This window comes from Sphingomonas chlorellae (genome assembly GCF_056485145.1).
The window spans coordinates 930,738-950,906 of sequence record NZ_JBQXXM010000001.1; the positions used below are offsets into that span (position 1 = coordinate 930,738).

Here is a 20,169-nt window from a genome sequence, read left to right on the forward strand (position 1 = left end):
GAGGGGCGATAGACGATGGCGTTGAATGAAATCCTTGGATCGGCGGTTTCCGGCCTCGCTGCGGCGCAGGCGGGACTCCGTGCGGTCTCCAACAACATCGCCAATGTCGGGGTGACGGGCTATGCGCGCGAGCGTGTGGACCTCACCACCGGCGTCGTTTCGGGCAATGTCAACGGCGTGGTGGTGGGCGAGCCCACCCGCATCGCCGACAAGTTTCTCGAAGCGACCGTCTATCGCCGCGCCAGCGACTATGGCCGGGCCGACGTGTCGTCGAGCTATCTCGACCGGCTCCAGGCGCTGCTCGGCACGCCGGGGTCCACGTCGGGGCTGCCCGCGCGGCTCGATGCGGTCAACGCCTCGGCGATCGCGATGACGGGTTCGCAGGCATCGGCCCAGACGGTCGCGCAGTTCACCTCCGACGTCCAGGACGCGATCTCGTCGATGCAGCAGCTCAACAGCGACGTTGAGGGGCTGCGCGGCGACGTCGAATCCGAGGTCGGCTATTCGGTCGACCGCATCAACGGCCTGCTCCGGCAGATCTACGATCTCAACGGCACGATCTCGCAGGCGACCGCGCTCGGCCGCACCGCCGCGGGCTCGGCCGATCAGCGGATGAACGCGATTCAGGAGCTCAGCTCGCTGATGGCGGTGAACGTTCGCGAACAGCCCGATGGCCGCGTCACGCTCGAAACCGCCAGCGGCGCCGCACTGCTCGACAAGAAGCTGCGACAGCTTTCCTATCCGACGAGCGGGCAGGGCATTTCGCAGCCCATCTACCCCAATATCGACATCCGCTTTGTCGACGATAAGGGCAATATGGGCGCCGCCACCGGCGACAAGATCGATTCGGCGGCGATCGGCGGCAAGCTCGGCGGCCTGCTCGACCTGCGCGACCGCGCGCTGCCCAATTTCACCGAACAGCTCGGCGTGCTGTTCAGCGGCATGTCCGAGGCGCTCAACAGCGTCTCGAACGCCGGCACCACCGTGCCCGCGCCCGCGAAGCTCGAAGGCCGCTCGACCGGCCTGACCGGCACCGACCGGCTCGGCTTCACCGGCAAGGCCGATTTCGCCGTGACCAAGAGCGACGGCACGCTCGTCGCCCGGACGACGATCGACTTCGATGCGCTCGGTCCCGGCGCGACGGTCGACGACATGGTCAGCGCGATCAACACCGGGCTCGGCGGCAACGCCACCGCCACCTATGCCAACGGCAAGCTGACGATCGCGGCGACCGGCGCCGGCAACGGCGTCGTGGTGGCGCAGGATACGGCCAAGCCCAGCGCGCGCGCCGGCGTCGGCGTCTCGCAATTCTTCGGGCTCAACGACCTGGTCCAGAGCGACATGAGCCCGCTGGTGCCCTCGGGCTTCGCAAAGACCGATCCGCACGGCTTCACCACGGGCGAAACGACGCAGATCGTGCTGCGCGATCCCAGCGGCCGCGCGCTCACCAGCTATACGCTGCAACCGACGACGGGCGGCACCTTTGACGACATCGTCAATGATCTCAACGCCAGCCCGCTCGCCGATTTCGGCAAGTTCAATCTCGACGACCGTGGGCGGCTGCGCTTCCAGCCGCTGACCGCGCTCGCCGGCGCGACGCTGTCGATCCCGTCGGATTCGACGCAGCGCGGCGATACCGGCCGCACGCTGTCGGCGCTGATGGGCCTCACCGGCAATTCGAGCGGGTTGACCACGGCCGCGGTCACGGCGCCGATGTTCAACGACGCGAGCAAGGTGCCGCTCGCCCGGCTTCAGCCGGGGGCGGTCGGCACCAAGGTGCTGGGTGCGGGCGATCTTCGCGGCGCGACCGACTTCATCGACCGGCTCACCAAGACGGTCGATCTGGGCAAGGACGGCGTCGCGACGGTCGACCAGTTCTCCAGCCTGTTCCTCGGTCGCACCGGGCTCGAGGCGAGCCAGTCGAAGGGCAGCCTCGCCAACGCCACCGCCCGCCGCGACGACGCGGTCAGCCGCCGCGACAGCTTCTCGGGCGTCAATGTCGACGAGGAACTGTCGCAGATGGTCGTACTTCAAAACAGCTATTCGGCGGCGGCGCGGGTCATCACGACCGCGACGCAGATGTACGATACGCTGCTTGCCATGGTTAAATGACGGCTAGAGGGGTCTGAACAATGCGCGTCGCCACCATTCCACTTCAGCGGACCATGTCGGACGCGATTTCGCGGACGCAGGAAAAGCTGGCAGTTACCCAGAAGCGGCTTTCGACCGGCAAGAAGTCGGTCGACTTCGCCGATCTGGGCACCGAAACCGTCCGCAACCTGTCGGCGCACACGCTGCTTGCGCGCCAGACGGCGCAGTCGACCGTGTCCAAGCGCGTCGAAACGACGCTGTCGCTCTATCAGGGGCATCTGGATGGTCTCGATTCGACCTTTTCGGACCTGCGCACCAGCATCCTGACCGCGATCGGCACGGGCAAGGCGGCCGGGCTTCAGGAACAGATCGACGCCGCGTTTTCGCAGTTCCGCACCTCGGTCAACGCGATGGAAGGCGGCACGCCGCTGTTCGCGGGATCGCAGACCTCGGACCTGCCCTTTGCCGTCGAAAAGCTGTCCGACGCGGCGACGACGCCTGCGGCCGACGCGTTCAAGGATGACGATGTCCGCGCCAGCGCGCGCGTCGCCGACGGTGTCGACGTCACCTATGGCATTACCGCCAGCGACTTCGGCAAGGGCCTCTACACGGTGTTCCAGACGCTCGCCCAGGCCGGGCCGATCAGCGGCACGCCCGACGCGACCCAGATGAACGCGCTCAAGACCGCCGTCGGCCAGCTCGACGGCGGGCTCGATTCGCTGCGCTCGGTCAACGCCGACAACGGTCGCCGCCAGAACCAGGTCGAAACGCTGACGCAGCGCGGCGAGGAGCGCGGCGTGCTGCTCAACGACGTCATCGCCAACAACGAGGACGCCGATATGGGCCAGGTCGTCGTCGACCTGTCGCAGCAGATGGCGATGCTCCAGGCGAGCTATTCGGTGTTCTCGAAGCTCAGCGGGCTCAGCCTCGCCAGTTATCTTCAGTGATCCGGCGCCGCTGATCCGGCACCGGGCCGGCATCGACGCGACGATCTGCGGGGCGGGGGGCAACCTCCGCCCCGTTTTCGTGGGTCGCTCGCGCGATCGCCTCGCGGGAGCGCCCCGCGCCCGGCACGCGCCCGGCACGCGCCCGGCACGCGCATGGTACGCGCATGGCAAAACGCCGCGGCTCCCTGGGGGAACCGCGGCGTCATGCTGTCGGACAGGATGGTCGGGGCCGGGTCAGGAACTCGGCGACGCGTCGAGCAGGTCGCCCAGCGTTCCCGCCGAACTGGCGCTCGGGATCGCGGCCATCGCCGCGCCGATGCTGCCCGGGTCGATGCTGCCGACCGAATGCGTCAGCACGTTGAACGCGGGGCCGCTCGGCAGCTTGGCAAAGGCCGCGCCATAACGGCGGCGCAACGCCTGCAGGTCGGCCTCACGCCCCAGCATCGCCAGCGCGACCGCCTGGCGCAGCACGGCCGCCTGGCCGGGCGTGGTCAGGCCGCCGGCACCCGGCAGGCTGCCGGCATTCTCGCTGGCAAAGGCGCCCCAGTCCTTGCTGCGCCAATGGATTTCGGCGCGGATCGCCGCGGCATCGGGCAGCCCGTCGACCGCGGCGAGCGCGGCGGCGTCCTTGCCCAGCTGGTGCAGCGCGACTGCTTCCATGCGCTTGCGGTCGGCGCGCATCTCGGGCGTATAGCTCGGCTGCTCGGTCGATCGGATCGCGTCGAGCGCGCGGTCGGGGCGGCCCGACAGGATGTGGAGCGCGGCGACCTTCACCGAAAGCGGGCCTTGCGCCACGTCCTCGGCGCGCTGCGTCAGCTGATATTGCAACAGCTCGGCCGCGCGGGCGTACAGCCCCTTGCTCTCCAGCCGGCCCGCAAGCTGCAGCACCAGCCGATCGCCGTCGGCGCCGCTCGGCGCCAGCTCGCGATAGTCCCAATAGAGCCCCGCCGCCTCGGGCAGCGGCACGCCGCCATTGGGGTCGAGCGCGCTGGCGAGCGCCGCCTGCATCCGCACGAGCAGCGGCGTCGCATCGGCACCCAGCTTGAAATAGCGGAACAGCGCCGCGCCCGCGCGCAACTGGCCGCGCAGGTCCTTGGCGTCGGTGGCGATCTGGAGCTGCAGCGTCAGCGCGCGCTGTTCGACCGGACCGCCGCGCCAGCCGAAGCGGAGCGCCTCAAGCTGCTTGTCGGCCTCGCCGGGCTTGATCGCGTGCGTGGCCATCGCCGCCTCGATCAGCCCCAGCCGCGCCGCCGCGACGACTTCGGGGCTGCCCGAAAGCCGCGCGCGTTCCAGCCGCAACCGGCCCTCGTCATACTCGCCCAGCGCCAGATAGGCGCGTCCGCGCAGCAGATTGGCCTCGGCATGCTGATCGGGAAAGAGTTTCAGCCAGTTGAGCACCGGGCGCGGCTGTCCGGCCTCGATCGCGGCGCGCGCGGCGGCGAGCACGAACGGCATCCGGTCCCAGGCGGTGCGACCGTTGATCGCGGGCAGCGCGCAGTTGACCTCGCGCAGCGAGTCCTTCCACGCGCCGGCGTCCGACAGGCTGCGCATCCGCCAGGCACAGGCCTCGGGGTTGCTTTCCAGGTCGGGGACCGACAGCACCGCCATCGCATCCTCGTGGCGTTCCAGTTCGGTAAGCGCGGCGCCGCGCGCCAGTCGATAGGCGGCGACCATTTCCAGGTCCTGGTCGGACGCGAGCATCACGTCGAGCACGCCCAGCGCCTCGGCGCCGCGTCCGCGCCCCACCAGCCCGCGGGCATAGTCCCACCGCGCAAGCTGGCGATCGGCCGGGCTGGCACTGGCCAGCTTGGCCCAGGCGGCCGCATCCTCGGGTGCCTCCCAGCCCTTGGCGCCGCTGATCATCGGCATTTCGGCCAGGACCGCGGCAAAGGGCGGCAGCGTCGTCGGCTTGGGCGATGCGGCGGGGCCGGCCGCGGCGGCGGCGGGGCTGGTGGTCGCCGGCGAATTGGTGGGCGCGGCGGCATGTTCGTGGCCCGCGGGTTCGCCGGCGGCGATCGTCGCCGCACCGGCGAGCAGGGCAATCAGGGCCTTGCGCATCAACCCAGCCCGAACGGCCGGACCACCGCGACGACGACGCCCCCGATGATACAGGTGATGAGGAAGATCGCGGCCTGCAACAGCGGCAGGCCGGGCTTGGCCGGGGCGGGCAGCGCGTCGAGTTCCGGCACCGCCAGCGCGGTGTCGGCCGTCTCGTCCGCCGGCTGGGGATCGTTGCGGCGGCGATTGCCGGCCGCGCCCTCGCTGACGACGCGAATGCGTCCGGGGCGTTGATCGTAGCTCAAATCCGCACCTTTGACTGTTTTGCCTCTATTATAGAGGGAAGTGGCCGCGAAGCGGCTTCGATCCAGGAGTTTGGTTGTGCGTAAGGGCTTGGCCGCGCTGGCTTTGGCAACGACTGGACTGGCTCCCTTTTTGGGGGGCAATGCCCAGGCGTCGGGCGGTGGCGGCGGGGGTGGGGGCAACCTCAACCTCGTACCGATGGAAGAGATCACCGTCCCGATCGTCGAGTCCGATCGGATGAACGGCGAACTGCGCCTCAAGGTCGTGCTGGAGGCGCAGGACGCCGCCGCATCGGCGCGTCTGACCGAGGAAATGCCGAAGCTGCGCGAGGCGACCGTCGCCGCCGCGCTCGAATTTGCGCGCCTCTATGCCTCGGGCCTGCGTGCGGTCGATGCGGTCCAGCTCGACCATGATCTGACCAGCGCCGCCAAGGCCGCCGACGGCGGTGTCGCCCGCGTGCTGATCGTCGAGGTTGCCGCCGACCGCGGCTGATCGAGTTGTCACGGATCTGAACGGCGTCCGGCGTTTCCGCCGCGGCGCCCTTTGTCGTTTGTGCGGCTCGTCGATCTCGGCGCTGCACCGGACAGAATAAAACGCCCCGCCGGCGGGTGGCTGGCGGGGCGTTCCGATGCGCTTTGGAAAGGGGGACGGCCGGGGGATGTGCCCCCGGCCGGCTTCAACGGCGTGCGCCCGGCTTGGGCGCTGCTGCCGGGGCTGCGCCGGGGGCCGGTGCGGCGGCGCCCATCGGCGGGCGGAGTCCGGCATTCGCCATCCGCGCGTTGCGCCGGGCGAGCGCCATGCTCAGCGCGGCGGCGGCGCGCGGGTTCATCGCGGCGAGGATCATCGCGGTCGAACGTTCGCGCATCCGCTGCGCGACCTTCATCTGCACTTCCATGTCGAGCTGCTCGAACACGACGGCGGCCTTGGCCGGCTTCATCGCCTGATAGATCTTGGCCAGCTCGTCATATTGCGCGTCGGCGGGTTCCGCTGCCGCCGTTCCGGTCTGTGCGGCCGCGGCGGCTTCCTTCTGCCGCGCCTCCAGCTCGGCCTGGAGCCGCGCCTGTGCCGCCTTGGTCGCCTGCTCGCGCATGTCGAGCGCGCGCTTGCGCTGCGCCGCGGCGGCATCGGCGCTGCTCAGATCCTGTTCGATCAGGTTGCCCAGCCGCGAGCGGTTGGCATTCTGGTTCGCGCCCGGGCTGGCGATCGTCGCGGCGTTCGCGACCACCGCCAGCGCCGCGGCGCCGGCGGTCATCAGCAACAATGAGGGGCGACGCATCACGCCGCCTCGGACCGGAACTGCGCGCGCAGCGCCTCGGCCAGCCGCGCCTTGGCGCGGGCGCGTTCGGCCTTGCTGCTCTCGACGCGCACCGGCGCCTGCGCGGCCTCGGCCTCGGCCTTGGCCTCTCCGATCGCCTCGGCGATCACGTCGTCGGTCGCCGCCGTCTCCGTTTCGGCCTCGGCCTTCTCCGCCGCATCGGGCGAACGCAGCGAATTGGCGATGCCGACCGCGTTGACGATGCGCTCGCACGCGGCGTCGGCGATGCCGGTCATCACCGACAGCTCGTCGCGCAGCGCGCGCGCCTGTTCGACCAGGCGGGCATGCTGGGCGCAATCGGTGCCCAGCGTCGTCTTCATGTCGGAAAGCACGGCACGCGCCTGGCCGGTGGCCTTTTCAAGCGCCTGTACGACCTGGGTCAGCGCCCCGTCCTTCACGGTGCGCAGGCTGCGCATCATGCGCACGCTCTGCACGAGCACCGCGGTGCAAAAGAGGATGGTGAGCACATTGGCGAAGAGCGCGAGGTTCATGCCCTTTTCCTTTCCTTGGAAACATCGGTGACAAGGCGCACCGCGATCTTGCCGCGGCGCTGGCCGATCTGGGCCTGGGCGAGCGGAATGCCGCCGCAGGCAATATCAAGCGGGTCGTCCGGACCCTTCTGAAGCGGGATGGTCTGGCCGACCTCCAGCGACTTCAGCTCGGCGAGCGGCATTGCGCGTTCGCCCAGCAGCACGTTGACGGTGACGTTGGTGTGACGGATCTCGGAGGCCATGTGCGCCTCCCAGATGCTGTCGCGGCCGCTCTTTTCGCCCATGAAGCGCTGGAGCAGCTTGTGCCGCACCGGCTCCAGCGTCGCGTGCGGGAACACCAGCGTGAAGCAACCGCCGCGCCCTTCCATGTCGACGCGGAACGTGGTCACGGCACAGATGTTCGACGGCCCGGCGATCGCGGCAAAGCGCGGGTTGGTCTCGATGCGCTCGAGCTCGATCTCGATCGGCTCGATCGGCTCGAACGCGTTGGCGAAATCGCGCAGCGCCAGCGTCAGCATCCGGCCGACCAGGTTGGTCTCGATCATCGTGAAGGCACGACCGTCGATCACCACCTGCGATCCGCCGCCGCGCCCGCCCAGCAGCGCGTCGACCACGGCATAGATCAGCCCCGATTCAACCGTGACGATGCCATAGCTTTCCCACTGCTTCACCTTGAACACGCCGACCATCGCGGGCAGCGCGACGCGGTTCATGAACTCGCCGAAGCGCGTCGAGGTGACTTCTTCCAGGCTGACGTCGATCGCGTCCGAGGTCAGGCTGCGCATCGAACTGGCGAACGACCGCACCACGCGGTCGCACACCACTTCCAGCATCGGCAGCCGTTCCTGGCTGATGACCTTGGATTCGATGACCGCGCGCAGGCCCTTTTTCTGGACCGCGGGGCCGCCCAGGTCGCCGAACAGCGCGTCGATGTCGGCCTGGTCGAACTTGATGTCGCCGCCACCGGCCGCGGCCGGGATCGGGGGTTCGGGAAGGTCGAAATCGTCGAGATCGATCATTGCTGCACCAGATCCTGGATCAGGATGTCCTTCACCACGCCGGCGCCCAGCGCCTGCGTCGCGCGCGACATCATTTCTTCCTTCACGCGGAACACGGCGGCCGATCCCGAAAGATCCTCCGGACGCAGCTCGCGCAGAAAGGGCTGGTACGCGTCCATCAGCAGCGGGAGCTGGCTCTTCAGTTCCTCGGCATTGGCCTTGGGGCCGGGCACGATCATGAAGTGGATCTTCAGATAGCGCGCGGCGCCGTCGGGCGAACGCAGGTTCACCACCATCGCCGGCACGTCGATATACGCTTCCTTGGCCCCTTCGCCGCCGCCATGGCCTTCGGCCGGTGCGGGGGCCTTGGCCTCGGCCGCGGCTTCGGTCTTCTCGCCGCCCTTGCCCAGGAACATATAGGCGCCGCCGCCGCCGCCCAGCGCGAGCACGGCCGCGCCCGCGCCGATCAGGATCAGCTTCTTCTTGGATTTGGGCGGCGCCTCGGCCGCACCGCCCTCGGCGGTCTCTTCGACGATTTCAGCTGACATGAACCCCTGGCCTTTCGAAATCGATGCGTCGGCACCCGGCCGCTGCATTTTCTCCTATTATAGGATCGTCACCCGGCAATTTCTGCCTAGCGGCAATTTTTGAAGGATGGTGCCTTGGACGTCTCGTCTTACGTACTTATCAGCCAGGAACAGGCGCTTCGGCGCCGGCTCGACGTCACGGCGAACAACCTCGCCAATATGAATACGGTCGGGTTCAAGCGCGAGCAGCCGGTCTTCCGCGAATATGTGGAGGATACCGACAGTGCGATCCCGCCCGCCAAGAAGACGTCCTACGTCCTCGATTACGGCGCGGTGCACGATGCTTCGCAGGGCACGTTCCAGCCCACCGACAACCCGCTCGACGTGATGATCGAGGGGCAGGGCTATCTCAGCGTCGAGGCCCCCGATGGCGGCACCGCCTATACGCGCGCGGGCTTCATCAAGGTGCTTCAGACGGGCGAGCTCGCCACCGCCGGCGGCCAGCGGCTGCTGGGCGAGGGCGGCAAGCCGATCACCGTGCCCACCGAGGATGCGGGCCGCATCACGATCGGCCAGGACGGCACCGTCAACGGACCGAACGGTCCGCTCGGGCGCCTCACCGTCACCGTGTTCGACGAGGCGACGGTCGATCCGCGCGGCGACGGACTGATGACGGGCGCCAACGGCCGCGAGCTCAGCGCGGGCGAAACGCGCCTGCGCAGCGGCGGGGTCGAGGGCTCGAACGTCAACGCCATCACCGAAACCACCGACATGGTGGAAATCCTGCGTGCCTATCAGAACAGCGCGCGGCTTTCCGACAGTCTCACCGACCTTCGCAAGAAGGCAATCGACCGGCTCGGCCGGATCAGCTGATCCCAGAAAGGATAGTCGATGCGCTCTCTTTCCATCGCCAGTACGGGCATGCTTGCCCAGCAGACCAACGTCGATGTGATCTCGAACAACATCGCCAACATGAACACGACCGCGTTCAAGAAGCAGCGCGCCGAGTTCCAGGACCTGCTCTATGAACAGGTCCAGCGCCCGGGTGCCGCCACCGGCAGCCAGACGCGCGCCCCCACCGGCATCCAGATCGGCGCGGGTGTGAAGACCGGCGGCATCTACCGCATCCAGACGCAGGGCTCGCTGCAGCAGACCGACAACCAGTACGACATGGCGATCACCGGCCGCGGCTATTTCCAGGTGCTGCTGCCCTCGGGCGACACCGCCTATACCCGCGACGGCTCGTTCGGCGTGTCGGACCAGGGCGAACTGGTCACGCAGGACGGCTATCCGGTTCAGCCGGGGATCACGATCCCGCAGGGCGCGCTCGACGTCACCGTGTCCAAGACCGGCGAGGTCCAGGTGCTCGTGTCGGGCAATCCGCAGCCCCAGACGGTCGGTCAGCTCGAACTGGCGACCTTCATGAACGAATCCGGGCTCGAGGCGCAGGGCGGCAACCTCTTCCTCGAAACCGCGGCTTCGGGCACGCCGACCACCGCGGCGCCGGGCCAGCCGGGTTTCGGCACGATCACGCAGAAGTTCGTCGAGGCGTCGAACGTCAACCCGGTCGGCGAAATCACGGCGCTCATCAGCGCGCAGCGCGCCTATGAGATGAACAGCCGCGTCGTGAAGACGACCGACGAAATGCTGGCGACGACCAGCCAGTTGCGCTGATGATCGCGCTCGTCGCCCTGATGCTGGCCGGCGTGTCCGGCCCGGCCGGCCAGGCGGCCGGCCCGCAGGAGGTGCCCGTCGCGGTGCTCGCGCATGCGATCGAACGCGGCGCGCGCATCGAACGGGGCGACCTCGTGATCGAACCGCGCCCGGCGGGCGCGGCGCGCGGCGCCCTCGCGGCCGAAGAGGCGGCGGGGATGGAGGCGGCGCGCCGCCTGACGGCCGGCTCGGTGGTCCGCGCCGGCGACGTACTCCGGCCGCAGCTCGTGCGGCGCGGCGAACAGGTGACGATCCGCGTGGTCAGCGGGCCGCTCGTCATCACCACTGCCGGGCGGGCGCTTACCGGCGGCGCGGCGGGCGAGACCGTCCGCGTCGTGGCGGATTCGACCAGTCGCACGCTCGACGCAACCGTCGAAGGTTCGGGCACCGTCCGGATCACGACTCCCTGAACAGGAATTGATGATGCGCAAGATCCTTCTGGCGGTGGCGATCACCGCCTCGCTTTCGGGCTGCGGTGCCGTCGGCCGGCTCAAGACGGTGGGCAAGGCGCCCAAGCTCTCGACGATGGAGCCGGTGGCGACGCCCGACCTCGAAGCGTCGCTCTCGGTGCCCGCCGATCGTGAGGGGCGTCCGCTCGCCGCGGCCCCGGCACAGGCGCCCAGCGCCTCGCTGTTCCGCGTCGGCGCGGGCACGCTGTTCCGCGATCAGCGCGCGAGCCGGCTCGGCGACATCCTGACGATCAAGATCAACATCCAGGACAAGGCCGATATCGGCAACACCACGTCGCGGACGCGCGGCGGCAAGGAAACCGGCGGGGTCGCGGGGCTGCTCGGCCTCCAGACGCCGCTGTCGAAGTTCCTGCCCGGCAATCCGGACCCGGCAAAGCTCGTCGATACCAGTTCGGATTCGAAATATACCGGCGGCGGCACCACCAACCGTTCGGAAACGGTCAACATGACGATGGCCGCCATCGTCACCCAGGTGCTGCCCAACGGCAATCTGATGATCCGCGGCCGGCAGGAGGTTCGCGTCAATTTCGAGATGCGCGAACTCATCATCACCGGCCTCATCCGTCCGCAGGACATTTCGCGCGACAATTCGATCCAGCATACCCAGATCGCCGAGGCGCGCGTGATCTATGGCGGCAAGGGCCAGCTCACCGATGCGCAGCAGGCGCGGTGGGGGCAGCAGATCTACGACGCGCTCTTCCCCTTCTGATCCATCCTGTCCGGTTCGCGGCGCTTCCGGCGCGCGCATCGGCTCCGATCGACCGCTCCGGCCCTGTGCCGGAGCGGTTTTTTTCTACCGCATCAAATCGGCACCTTCGGCTCGTTTTCGCCCGGAATTCTGCGGCTTCCGGGCACGGCCGGCGGGACGGGATTTAGGTTAATGTTCCGCTAACCATTTAATTTTGTTGGATGATTTTGGTCGGCGCCGATTTCTTCCCAAAATGGAGGTGCAGGACGCGCACGCGTCCGGTCGAGGGTCGGCGAATTCCGGCCCGGGTCGCAGAAGCGGCCCTATTCCAAGAAGGAAATCATCATGGCTTTTTCGGTTAACACCAACGTCGGCGCGATGGCGGCTCTTCAGAGCCTGAATCAGACCAGCAAGGACCTCTCGACCACCCAGAGCCGCATCAACACCGGCCTGGCGGTTTCGTCGACCAAGGACGACTCGGCTTCGTTCACGATCGCTCAGACGCTGCGCAGCGACCTGGGCGGCATGAAGGCGGTCACGTCGTCGCTCAGCCGCGCGAAGAGCACGGTTGACGTCGCGGTTGCCGGTGCGGAGCAGATCTCCGACATCGTCAACCAGATGAAGTCGAAGGCCACCGAAGCGTCGGACGCCGGCATGGACGCCGACAGCCGCGCTGCGATCGCCAAGGACTTCACGGCGCTCAAGGATCAGATCACGACGATCATCAACTCGTCGTCGTTCAACGGCACGAACCTGCTGTCGTCGAGCGGCACTTCGAAGGAAGTGAAGGCGCTTCAGTCGACTGATCCCAACGCCGCGACCCTCGACGTCGCCAACCAGTCGCTCGACACCAAGGTGATCACCGCGATGACCGGTGACCTTACCTCGGCTGCCAACGCGAAGACGATGGTGACCACGCTCGACAACATCCAGAAGGATGTGAAGACCAGCCTGTCCGATCTGGGTGCCGGTTCGCGTAAGATCGACAACCAGACCACTTTCGTCGGCAAGCTGTCGGACGTGGTGACCTCGGGCATCGGCAACCTCGTCGACGCCGACCTCGCCAAGGAATCGGCTCGCCTGCAGGCTCTGCAGGTGAAGCAGCAGCTCGGTGTGCAGGCCCTGTCGATCGCCAACCAGGCGCCGCAGGTCATCACCTCGCTGTTCCGTTAAGGCTTCGCTTAACCCTGGAAGCGAATGCCCTGACGGGGGCCGGAGCGGGAAACCGCTCCGGCCCCTTTTTTTTGTAAAACGGCGTCGTAAATCTGTTATTAGTCTATAATAGTGGGAATACAGGAGGATGTTCTTGTTCCCACGGATCCGCGAAATCACTGACGCTTTCGGCAGCCGGCTGCGGGTCAGTGTCGAGGAGCATCCGTCGGGCGCGCTGATCGTGATCGAGCGCCCGGACGTGACGGGACGCCCGCGTGTCCTGCTCGACGGCTATGGCGTGGACGTGCTCGCCGGTTTCATCATGTCGGCGCGTCTCTCGGTCCCGCACCCGCTTCCCGACGAACATGTCGAGGGGATGTTCACCACGCGCTTCGACCTGGGGCTGGAGCCTGCCGCGACGATCGGCATCGTCCAGCCGGGTGGGGTCGATCTGCGCATTCCTGCGCCCTTCTGGGACCGTCTCTACGCCGAACTCTGTCTCGTTTCCGCCCATGCGCGCGAACTCGCGCGGCGTGCAGAAGCACGCGTGCATTGATGCTGGAAATTACCTAGGGGAGAAGCACGGGCTTCGCGCTATGGGGCTCGTGAGGTTAATTGGCCGCCGCCGAACGGGGAAGGAAGGGCAGTCGATAATGCAGGGTCGCGAAATCGAGAACCAGAACGGTTCCGCCATGGCTTACAATGTCAGCTTCACGCTCGGCGTCGCCGATCTCGGCGCGCTGTGGAATGCCGCGGCCGAACGCGCGCTCCAGGCGCCCGGAATGACGCTTGCCGACGTGCTCGACACGATCGGCCCGCGTGAGGATCCTTCGATCGCCGATTGCATCGCGATGCTCACCGCGCCCGTCGGGCTGCCGGGCTGCACCGTCGACGGCTTTGCCGTGCGCGAGGTGCCGGCGGCACGCGGCGGCTCGACGACGGCCGAGCTGATCCAGCTTCCCGTCGGCACGCGCAACGTGCCGCTGCTGCCCGCTGCGGCCTGCTGATCGGGTCGCGCCCGGGCCGCGCCGCCGTGCGGCGGGGCAGGGGGCGGGGGTGCATTTCCTACAGCGCCACGGGGTTCCTCCCATCGCGCCTTTTTCGCGTCTGAACGACAGTTTCCGGCCGCCGAACGGCGCGATCGCGCGCCGTATCGGCGTCGATCGTCCGTGCAACCTGACGCAGGGGTCGTTCCTTTTGTCTCAAAACGAAACGGCCCGGCAGCGGGGCTGCCGGGCCGTCGCATCCCCGGTGGGGGCGGGGAAATCGCGTCAGCCGATGCGCACCAGGTCGCCCGACGACACTTGCTTGCCGTTTACCGTTACCAGAACGGCGCCGTTGGCCAGCTGAACGTCGCTCACCTTGCCGGTCGCGTGCGCCGTGACGGTCAGGTCGGTGCCGTTCGAATCGGCGGCCTTGAACGACACGGTATAGGTGCCCGGCGCGGCCTGCTTGCCCTTGCTGTTCAGGCCGTCCCAGCTGAACGTCCCGCTGGCGCCCGTGGCGTCGACCGTGCGCGTGTCGACGATCACGCCCTTCGAATCGGTGATCGTCGCGACGAGCGAGCTGACGTTGCGCGGCGCGCTCCAGTTCCACTGCGCGGGCGACGCTGCGGTCAGGCCCGACTCGGCCGAATTGGTCTCGACCTCGCGCCCGATCAGCGACGACGCCTGCGTCAGGTTCTGCGTGCCCAGGCTGGCCAGGATCGACTTCAGCGTGGTGTTCTGCTGGATCGACTGCTCGACCTGCGAATACTGCACCAGCTGCTGCGTGTATTGCGAGGTATCCATCGGGTTCATCGGATCCTGGTTCTGAAGCTGCGTCGTCAGCAGCTTCAGGAACATCTGATAGTCCGAACCCAGCTTGTTCATCGCGTTCGAACCGGTGTCGGTCGTGTTCGTCGCGGCGGCGCCGGCGGCAGAGGTTGCGGTAACCATGGTTTCTCTCAGGCTAGAAGGTCGACTTGGCCGTCGCTGCGGACGGGGCGATACGCGGCTTCACTGATGTTGTTGTCGTCGGTCGCGGCATAGCGGCCGCGGCCCTGTTGCTGGCCCTGTCCGCCGCCCGACTGCTGCTGGGCAAAGCCGTTCGAATCGCCGCTGCGGCTTTCGAAGCGGAAGCTCTGCGCGTCGGCGCGGATGCCTGCCTGATCGAGCGTGCGGGCAAGCTGCGGCGCGTCCTGGCGCAGCAGTTCCAGCGCATGCGCGCTCTCGGCGCGAACCGTCGCCTGCAGCGTGCCCTTGTCGTCGAACTGCAGCGTCACCTCGACGCGGCCGAGCTCGCCGGGGTTCAGGCGGACGCGAAGCGTATCCTGGCCAGTGCCGACGCTGCGGGCGATCTCGACGCCCATGGCGTGTCCGATCTGGCCGGGGCGTGCGTTCACCACCGGTTCTGCTGCGGCCTTGGCGCCGGCTTCGGACGTCGGCGTCGCTGCGCCGGTTCCCGCGGCGGCAAGCTGGTGTGCAAAGCTCGGCGTGCCGGCATCGCCATGGCTGCCATGCGCCGGGGCGGGATCGCCCGCGCCGCTCGCGTCGACGCCGCCGCGCAGCGTGCGCGCCGCGGTCGCGTCGGGCTTCGCCGCTGCGTCGCCGGTCGTGGGCGCGGCGCCGCCGCCGGCCATCGCCGTCGGGTTTGCCGGGGTGGTCGCATCGCCCATGCGCCGCGCGCTGCTGCCGCCCGCATTGCGGGGGCCGCGCGCAGGCGTTTCGGGCTGGGCGGGGGCCGGGGCAGGGGACCGTTCGGCGGAAACCGCGGCGGCGACGGCAATCGCTGCACCGTCGGGCTGCGGCGTGGCGGCCATGTCCTTGCCCGTATCGGGAAGCGGCGCCTCGCCCGGAAGCTTGGTTGACACCGGCTTGCCGTCGGCATCCGTCGCGGTGGCGGCCAGGCGGGGCTCGGTGCCGTCGCCGGGAACCTGGGGCGTGTCGCCGGTGGCCAGCCCGTTGGCGGCCAATGCCGCGGCAAGCGCCTGGCCTGCGACGCCGCTCATCCGGGCGGCGGTGCCGGTTGCGGCGTGCGGCGTCGGCGTCTGGTTTGCCGACGTCTGGTTTGCCGACGTCGTTGCCGCGCCCTGGCTCGGATCGTTCGAAGCAGCGGTTGGCGTCGCCGTAGCGGTGGTCAGCAGTTGCGCCAGCGTCGGGCGCGACTGCAGGCCCGACAGCGGCGATCGCGACGGTTCGCGCGGCGCTTCGCCGAGATGGTGTTCCGCGTTCGGGGCGGGAAGGGCGGGGTTTTGCTCGGCGGAAACGGCAAGGTTGGCGGCATCGGTCGCCGGCACCGCGCCGTTGGCGGGGACGGCCACGGTGGGCGCAGCCCCGGCCTCGTTCAGCAGCGCAGCCGCCTCGAGTGCCGGATCGCCCGCCACACCATTGGGCTGCGTGCCCAGCGTCGCGGCGTCGACCGTCGCGGCGCCGTTGCCGCGCATGGCGGCGGGATTGCCCGTGCCGATCGGCATTCCGGCGAGCATGCCTTCCAGCGCCTGGGCAAAGCCGGCATCGGCATTGCCCGCCGCTGCCCCCTGTCCTGCGCCATTGCCGGTGGGGAAGCCGATCAGACTGACTTGCATGCACTACCCTTTATGCTGCCCGAAAACGCCGGGAGCCCACCCATCATTATAGGACGGGTTTCGGCCAGGCGGGTTCAGCCGATGATGCCGAGCGCGCGAATACGGGCGCGGGCGTGGATTTCGTTCTGCGACAGCACCACCGTCGCCGGCCGCACGCGCTCGATGATCGAGCGGACGAACGGGCGGATGCTCGGGCTGGTCAGCAGGCACGGAATCTCGCCGTCCTGCGCCATCCGGTCATAGGTGTCGCGGACCGATCCGATGAACCGCTGGAGCGAACTCGGCGCCATCGCCAGCTGGCGGTCGTCGCCCTGGCCCAGGATGCTGTCCGCGAACTCCTGGTCCCATTCGGCCGACAGCGTCACCACCGGGATCGCGTCGCCGCGCTGCTGCTGCGCGCTGATCTGACGGGCCAGGCGGCTGCGGACATGCTCGGTGATCTGCGTCAGGTTGCCCGTCAGCGGGGCCGCCTCGGCGATGCCTTCCAGGATCGTCGGGACGTCGCGGATCGAAACGCCTTCGGCGAGCAGGTTCTGCAGGATGCGCTGCACGCTCGAGATCGAGACCTTGGACGGGATGATGTCCGAAACCAGCTTCTCGGCGTCCTTGTGCACCTCGGTCAGCAGCTTCTGCGTCTCCGAATAGGAAAGCAGGTCGGCGATATTGTCCTTCACCAGCTCGGTCAGGTGCGTGGTGATGATCGTGCCGCATTCGACCACGGTCAGCCCGCGGAACCCGGCCTCGTCGCGCAGTTCGCGGTCGATCCACAGCGCGGGCAGGCCGAAAACCGGCTCCGTGGTCGGCTCGCCCGGCAGGCCGACGGGGCCGCCGCCCGGGTTGATCAGCAACAGCTTGTCCAGCCGGATCTCGCCGCGCGCGGCCTCGGTTTCCTTGATCGTGATGACATATTCGTTGGGCTTCAGCGCCATGTTGTCGATGATCCGCACCGACGGCAGCACGAAGCCATAGTCGGTCGCCATCTGGCGGCGGAGCGCACGCACCTGGTCGTCCAGCCGCGGCTCGCGCTCGCTGTCGTTGATCATCGGCAGCAGCGCATAGCCGATCTCGACGCGGACCGGATCGATCGCCAGCGTCTGCGCGATCGGCTGTTCGACGATCTGCGCCTGGAGCTGTTCCTGCGCCTCGACGGCACGTTCGAGCAGCGCCTTGGCCTCGGCCCGCTTGGTCATCCGCCAGGCGGCGAACCCCGCCAGGCCCGAAAACAGCGCGAAGGGGACAAAGGGCAGGCCGGGCAGCAGCGCGAGTGCGCCCATCAGCACCGACACCATGCCGAACGCCTTGGGGTAACGGCCCAGCTGGTCGCCCAGCGCCGTTCCGGTCTTGCCCTTCACGCCGCCCTTGGAAACGAGCAGGCCCGCCGCGGTCGACACGATCAGCGCCGGGATCTGGCTGACCAGGCCGTCGCCCGCGGTCAGCACGGTATAGGTGCGGAACGCCTCGGCGATCGGCACGCCGTGCGACACCACGCCGATCGTCAGCCCGACGACGATGTTGATCGCGGTGATCAGCAGGCCGGCGATCGCATCGCCCTTCACGAACTTCGACGCACCGTCCATCGCGCCGTAAAAGCCGCTTTCGGCTTCGATCTCGGAACGACGCTCGCGGGCCTGTTCCTCGGTGATCATGCCCGCCGACAGGTCGGCGTCGATCGCCATCTGCTTGCCGGGCATCGAATCGAGGCTGAAGCGCGCAGCCACTTCGGCGATGCGGCCGGCGCCCTTGGTGATGACGACGAAGTTGATGACGATCAGGATCATGAAGATCGTCAGCCCGATCAGCGTCTCGCCGCCCATCAGGAACTCGCCAAAGGCGCCGATCACGCCGCCCGCGGCGTCGGGGCCTTCATGGCCGTGGCTCAGGATCAGGCGCGTCGATGCCAGGTTGAGGCCCAGCCGCAGCATCGTCGCGATCAGCAGGATCGTCGGAAACGCGCTCAACTCGAGCGGCTTCTCGATGAACAGCGCGGTCATCAGGATCATGACCGACACGGTGATCGAAAGCGCGAGGCCCAGGTCGAGCATCCAGCCCGGCATGGGCAGGATCAGCATCGCGATGATCGCGATGACGCCGCCCGCGAGCGCGAGGTCGCGATTGGCGCCGATACGCTGGAGAAGATTGACGAGCATCGGAGGCATCAGCAGCAGCCTTGCAGCAGCGGATCAGTCAGGACGATAGGGGCGCCGGCGGCACGCATGCGCGTCACGCCGCCGGCGAAACGGGAATGCCGGCTTCGATGAACGTGCGCAGCTTGTTGCGCATCGTGCGCACCGAAATGCCCAGGATGTGCGACGCCGAGGTGCGGTTGCCCTGGCAGCGTTCGAGCGTCTGCAGGATCAGCTCGCGCTCGACTTCCTCGACGGTACGGCCCACCAGCCCCTGGATCGGCAGGCGCGGCGCCTCGGCGGGGCTGATTTCGCCCAGCCGCGTGCCGTCCGAACGAACCAGGTCGTCGGGACCGATCATCTCGCCGCGCGCCAGCAGCATCGCGCGATGGACGCAATCCTCCAGCTCGCGGATATTGCCCGGCCAGGGGTAACGCGTCAGCAGCGCCTGTGCGGCATCGCTGAACGCGCGCGTCGGCACGCCGTCGCTTTCGGCGAAGCGCGTCGCGAAATGGCGGGCGAGCTGGATCACGTCGTTGCCGCGCGCGCGCAGCGCCGGCACCTCGACGCGCACCAGCCCCAATCGCACGAGCAGGTCGGCGCGGAAGCTGCCGGCCTCGACCATCGCTTCCAGATCCATGCTGGTCGATGCGATCAGCCGCGCGTGAAAGGCGACGCGGGCATTGCCGCCGAGGCGGGCGAAATGCTGCTGTTCGAGCGCCGCGACCAGCCGCGCCTGCGTGGCGGGGGCAAGCGCGCCCACCTCGCGCAGCAGCACGGTGCCCGATCCCGCCTTTTCCAGCCGGCCCAGGCGACGCGCGGGCGCGCCGGGAAAGGCGCCGGCCTCATGGCCGAACAGTTCGGATTCGAGCACGTCGGACGCTACGCCTGCGCACTCGACGACCAGCAACGGATCGGGACGCCCCGATGCCTCGTGGATCGCGCGCGCCATCGCCTCCTTGCCGCTGCCCTTTTCGCCGACGACCAGCACCGGCGCGCCGCTCGGCGCGATCGCGGTGGCGAGCGCCAGTGCGCGGGCCAGCCCGGGATGCTCGCTCAGCTGCACCGGCGCGCGGCTCTCGGCGGCTGAGGCGATCGCCGCGGCGATCAGCTCGCGCTGCGGGGGCAGCGGCACATAGTCGCGGGCGCCGGCCCGGATCGCGGCCACTGCCCGCTGGGCGGGGGCGTTGATGCCGCAGGCCAGGACCGGGATCGAAAACCGTTCGGCCCGCACGCTTGCCATGAAGCGCGGCACGTCGGCCTCGACGTCGATCATCACCAGGTCGCCGCCGGCATCGCGCAGCATGGCCAGCGCCTCGTCGGGCGTATCGGCCATGGCCACGTCGGCGCCGGCGTCGCGGGCCATTTCGGCCGCGCGCCGGAACTCGCCGCCGGGCGCTCCGATCAACAACATGCGGATATTGGTCGGCATCACTGATCCTGGCGGACGATTTCGGTCAGGGTCACGCCCAGCGAATTGTCGATCAGCACGACTTCACCGCGGGCGATCAGGCGATCGTTGACAAAGATGTCCACCGGCTCGCCGACGCGACGGTCGAGTTCGACGACCGCGCCGCTGTTGAGGTGCAGCAGTTCGCCGATCGGCATCCGTGCGCGCCCCAGCACCGCCTGGACCTTGACGGGCACGTCATAGACGGCCTCCAGGCCCTCGCTGCCCGCGGGGTGATGCTCCTGCGCGGGCGATGCCGCGAAATCCTCGAACAGGGGCGACGGCTGGTCGCTGTTGTCGGCAGGGATGATCTCGTTGGGTTCGGGTTCCATCGTCAT

At 68.5% G+C, this 20,169-nt stretch carries 21 protein-coding genes; 10 read left to right on the top strand and 11 right to left on the bottom strand.

The features are described from left to right. Positions 1-15: 15 nt before the first annotated feature. Complete coding sequence (gene flgK, locus ACT3CF_RS04255) at positions 16-2,112, top strand: flagellar hook-associated protein FlgK (protein ID WP_478420610.1); 2,097 nt, start codon at positions 16-18, stop codon at positions 2,110-2,112. Between the two features lie 20 nt (positions 2,113-2,132). Then, positions 2,133-3,038 (top strand): flagellin, encoded by a 906-nt coding sequence (locus ACT3CF_RS04260; protein ID WP_478420612.1) that lies wholly within the window; start codon positions 2,133-2,135, stop codon positions 3,036-3,038. Between the two features lie 234 nt (positions 3,039-3,272). Here ACT3CF_RS04260 and ACT3CF_RS04265 read toward each other — a convergent pair whose 3' ends face one another. Further along, positions 3,273-5,096: a hypothetical protein gene (locus ACT3CF_RS04265; protein WP_478420614.1), complete on the bottom strand. Its 1,824-nt coding sequence runs from the start codon at positions 5,094-5,096 to the stop codon at positions 3,273-3,275. Then, complete coding sequence (locus ACT3CF_RS04270) at positions 5,096-5,341, bottom strand: hypothetical protein (protein ID WP_478420616.1); 246 nt, start codon at positions 5,339-5,341, stop codon at positions 5,096-5,098. Before ACT3CF_RS04270 ends, ACT3CF_RS04265 begins: the two co-directional genes overlap by 1 nt. A 76-nt stretch (positions 5,342-5,417) precedes the next feature. On the opposite strand from ACT3CF_RS04270, the gene ACT3CF_RS04275 reads away from it, so the two are divergent. Then, positions 5,418-5,831, top strand: a complete 414-nt coding sequence (locus tag ACT3CF_RS04275) for a hypothetical protein (protein ID WP_478420618.1) — start codon at positions 5,418-5,420, stop codon at positions 5,829-5,831. 184 nt (positions 5,832-6,015) lie between these two features. Here ACT3CF_RS04275 and ACT3CF_RS04280 read toward each other — a convergent pair whose 3' ends face one another. The 4 genes from ACT3CF_RS04280 to ACT3CF_RS04295 are packed head-to-tail and all read right to left on the bottom strand — an operon-like array spanning position 6,016 to position 8,691. Continuing rightward, a complete protein-coding gene (locus ACT3CF_RS04280) occupies positions 6,016-6,615 on the bottom strand; it encodes a magnesium transporter MgtE N-terminal domain-containing protein (RefSeq protein WP_478420620.1) in 600 nt (199 codons plus the stop codon). After that, positions 6,615-7,145 carry a DUF6468 domain-containing protein gene (locus ACT3CF_RS04285; RefSeq protein ID WP_478420622.1) on the bottom strand — a complete coding sequence of 177 codons (531 nt, stop codon included), beginning with the start codon at positions 7,143-7,145 and terminating at the stop codon, positions 6,615-6,617. The genes ACT3CF_RS04280 and ACT3CF_RS04285 overlap by 1 nt, the downstream gene beginning before the upstream one ends. Further along, positions 7,142-8,164, bottom strand: coding sequence for a flagellar motor switch protein FliM (gene fliM, locus ACT3CF_RS04290; RefSeq protein WP_478420624.1), 1,023 nt, complete (start codon positions 8,162-8,164; stop codon positions 7,142-7,144). Before fliM ends, ACT3CF_RS04285 begins: the two co-directional genes overlap by 4 nt. Beyond that, complete coding sequence (locus ACT3CF_RS04295; protein ID WP_478420626.1) at positions 8,161-8,691, bottom strand: flagellar basal body-associated FliL family protein; 531 nt, start codon at positions 8,689-8,691, stop codon at positions 8,161-8,163. The genes fliM and ACT3CF_RS04295 overlap by 4 nt, the downstream gene beginning before the upstream one ends. A gap of 114 nt (positions 8,692-8,805) precedes the next feature. Here ACT3CF_RS04295 and ACT3CF_RS04300 point away from each other — a divergent pair, with 114 nt between their 5' ends. The 7 genes from ACT3CF_RS04300 (at position 8,806) to ACT3CF_RS04330 (ending at position 13,700) form a co-directional block, all read left to right on the top strand. After that, positions 8,806-9,543, top strand: coding sequence for a flagellar hook basal-body protein (locus tag ACT3CF_RS04300; protein WP_478420628.1), 738 nt, complete (start codon positions 8,806-8,808; stop codon positions 9,541-9,543). Positions 9,544-9,561: 18 nt separating this feature from the next. Beyond that, positions 9,562-10,344 carry a flagellar basal-body rod protein FlgG gene (gene flgG / locus ACT3CF_RS04305; RefSeq protein ID WP_478420630.1) on the top strand — a complete coding sequence of 261 codons (783 nt, stop codon included), beginning with the start codon at positions 9,562-9,564 and terminating at the stop codon, positions 10,342-10,344. Continuing rightward, positions 10,344-10,793 carry a flagellar basal body P-ring formation chaperone FlgA gene (flgA, locus tag ACT3CF_RS04310; protein WP_478420632.1) on the top strand — a complete coding sequence of 150 codons (450 nt, stop codon included), beginning with the start codon at positions 10,344-10,346 and terminating at the stop codon, positions 10,791-10,793. The genes flgG and flgA overlap by 1 nt, the downstream gene beginning before the upstream one ends. A gap of 13 nt (positions 10,794-10,806) precedes the next feature. After that, positions 10,807-11,562, top strand: coding sequence for a flagellar basal body L-ring protein FlgH (gene flgH, locus ACT3CF_RS04315; protein WP_478420634.1), 756 nt, complete (start codon positions 10,807-10,809; stop codon positions 11,560-11,562). A 324-nt stretch (positions 11,563-11,886) separates the two neighbouring features. After that, complete coding sequence (locus ACT3CF_RS04320; protein ID WP_478420636.1) at positions 11,887-12,714, top strand: flagellin; 828 nt, start codon at positions 11,887-11,889, stop codon at positions 12,712-12,714. 127 nt (positions 12,715-12,841) lie between these two features. After that, on the top strand, positions 12,842-13,249 hold the full coding sequence (locus tag ACT3CF_RS04325) for a hypothetical protein (protein WP_478420638.1): 408 nt from the start codon (positions 12,842-12,844) through the stop codon (positions 13,247-13,249). A gap of 97 nt (positions 13,250-13,346) precedes the next feature. Continuing rightward, complete coding sequence (locus ACT3CF_RS04330; protein WP_478420640.1) at positions 13,347-13,700, top strand: hypothetical protein; 354 nt, start codon at positions 13,347-13,349, stop codon at positions 13,698-13,700. 264 nt (positions 13,701-13,964) lie between these two features. Here the strand turns inward: ACT3CF_RS04330 and ACT3CF_RS04335 are convergent, their stop codons facing one another. The 5 genes from ACT3CF_RS04335 to fliN form a co-directional block, all read right to left on the bottom strand. After that, positions 13,965-14,630 (bottom strand): flagellar hook assembly protein FlgD, encoded by a 666-nt coding sequence (locus ACT3CF_RS04335; RefSeq protein ID WP_478420642.1) that lies wholly within the window; start codon positions 14,628-14,630, stop codon positions 13,965-13,967. Positions 14,631-14,638: 8 nt separating this feature from the next. Beyond that, positions 14,639-16,258, bottom strand: a complete 1,620-nt coding sequence (locus ACT3CF_RS04340) for a flagellar hook-length control protein FliK (RefSeq protein ID WP_478420644.1) — start codon at positions 16,256-16,258, stop codon at positions 14,639-14,641. A gap of 74 nt (positions 16,259-16,332) precedes the next feature. Beyond that, positions 16,333-18,414, bottom strand: a complete 2,082-nt coding sequence (gene flhA / locus ACT3CF_RS04345; protein WP_478420646.1) for a flagellar biosynthesis protein FlhA — start codon at positions 18,412-18,414, stop codon at positions 16,333-16,335. Positions 18,415-18,478: 64 nt separating this feature from the next. Next, positions 18,479-19,813 carry a sigma-54-dependent transcriptional regulator gene (locus tag ACT3CF_RS04350; protein ID WP_478420648.1) on the bottom strand — a complete coding sequence of 445 codons (1,335 nt, stop codon included), beginning with the start codon at positions 19,811-19,813 and terminating at the stop codon, positions 18,479-18,481. Further along, complete coding sequence (fliN, locus tag ACT3CF_RS04355) at positions 19,813-20,163, bottom strand: flagellar motor switch protein FliN (RefSeq protein WP_478420650.1); 351 nt, start codon at positions 20,161-20,163, stop codon at positions 19,813-19,815. Before fliN ends, ACT3CF_RS04350 begins: the two co-directional genes overlap by 1 nt. Positions 20,164-20,169 lie beyond the last annotated feature (6 nt).

Excerpts from the sequence above, each read along its gene's own strand:
- flgK (WP_478420610.1), top strand. The coding sequence starts at position 16 with ATGGCGTTGAATGAAATCCTTGGATCGGCGGTTTCCGGCCTCGCTGCG.
- ACT3CF_RS04260 (WP_478420612.1), top strand. The coding sequence starts at position 2,133 with ATGCGCGTCGCCACCATTCCACTTCAGCGGACCATGTCGGACGCGATT.
- ACT3CF_RS04265 (WP_478420614.1), bottom strand. The coding sequence starts at position 5,096 with ATGCGCAAGGCCCTGATTGCCCTGCTCGCCGGTGCGGCGACGATCGCC.
- ACT3CF_RS04280 (WP_478420620.1), bottom strand. The coding sequence starts at position 6,615 with ATGCGTCGCCCCTCATTGTTGCTGATGACCGCCGGCGCCGCGGCGCTG.
- ACT3CF_RS04285 (WP_478420622.1), bottom strand. The coding sequence starts at position 7,145 with ATGAACCTCGCGCTCTTCGCCAATGTGCTCACCATCCTCTTTTGCACC.
- fliM (WP_478420624.1), bottom strand. The coding sequence starts at position 8,164 with ATGATCGATCTCGACGATTTCGACCTTCCCGAACCCCCGATCCCGGCC.
- ACT3CF_RS04295 (WP_478420626.1), bottom strand. The coding sequence starts at position 8,691 with ATGTCAGCTGAAATCGTCGAAGAGACCGCCGAGGGCGGTGCGGCCGAG.
- flgG (WP_478420630.1), top strand. The coding sequence starts at position 9,562 with ATGCGCTCTCTTTCCATCGCCAGTACGGGCATGCTTGCCCAGCAGACC.
- flgA (WP_478420632.1), top strand. The coding sequence starts at position 10,344 with ATGATCGCGCTCGTCGCCCTGATGCTGGCCGGCGTGTCCGGCCCGGCC.
- flgH (WP_478420634.1), top strand. The coding sequence starts at position 10,807 with ATGCGCAAGATCCTTCTGGCGGTGGCGATCACCGCCTCGCTTTCGGGC.
- ACT3CF_RS04320 (WP_478420636.1), top strand. The coding sequence starts at position 11,887 with ATGGCTTTTTCGGTTAACACCAACGTCGGCGCGATGGCGGCTCTTCAG.
- ACT3CF_RS04325 (WP_478420638.1), top strand. The coding sequence starts at position 12,842 with ATGTTCTTGTTCCCACGGATCCGCGAAATCACTGACGCTTTCGGCAGC.
- ACT3CF_RS04330 (WP_478420640.1), top strand. The coding sequence starts at position 13,347 with ATGCAGGGTCGCGAAATCGAGAACCAGAACGGTTCCGCCATGGCTTAC.
- ACT3CF_RS04335 (WP_478420642.1), bottom strand. The coding sequence starts at position 14,630 with ATGGTTACCGCAACCTCTGCCGCCGGCGCCGCCGCGACGAACACGACC.
- ACT3CF_RS04340 (WP_478420644.1), bottom strand. The coding sequence starts at position 16,258 with ATGCAAGTCAGTCTGATCGGCTTCCCCACCGGCAATGGCGCAGGACAG.
- flhA (WP_478420646.1), bottom strand. The coding sequence starts at position 18,414 with ATGCCTCCGATGCTCGTCAATCTTCTCCAGCGTATCGGCGCCAATCGC.
- ACT3CF_RS04350 (WP_478420648.1), bottom strand. The coding sequence starts at position 19,813 with ATGCCGACCAATATCCGCATGTTGTTGATCGGAGCGCCCGGCGGCGAG.
- fliN (WP_478420650.1), bottom strand. The coding sequence starts at position 20,163 with ATGGAACCCGAACCCAACGAGATCATCCCTGCCGACAACAGCGACCAG.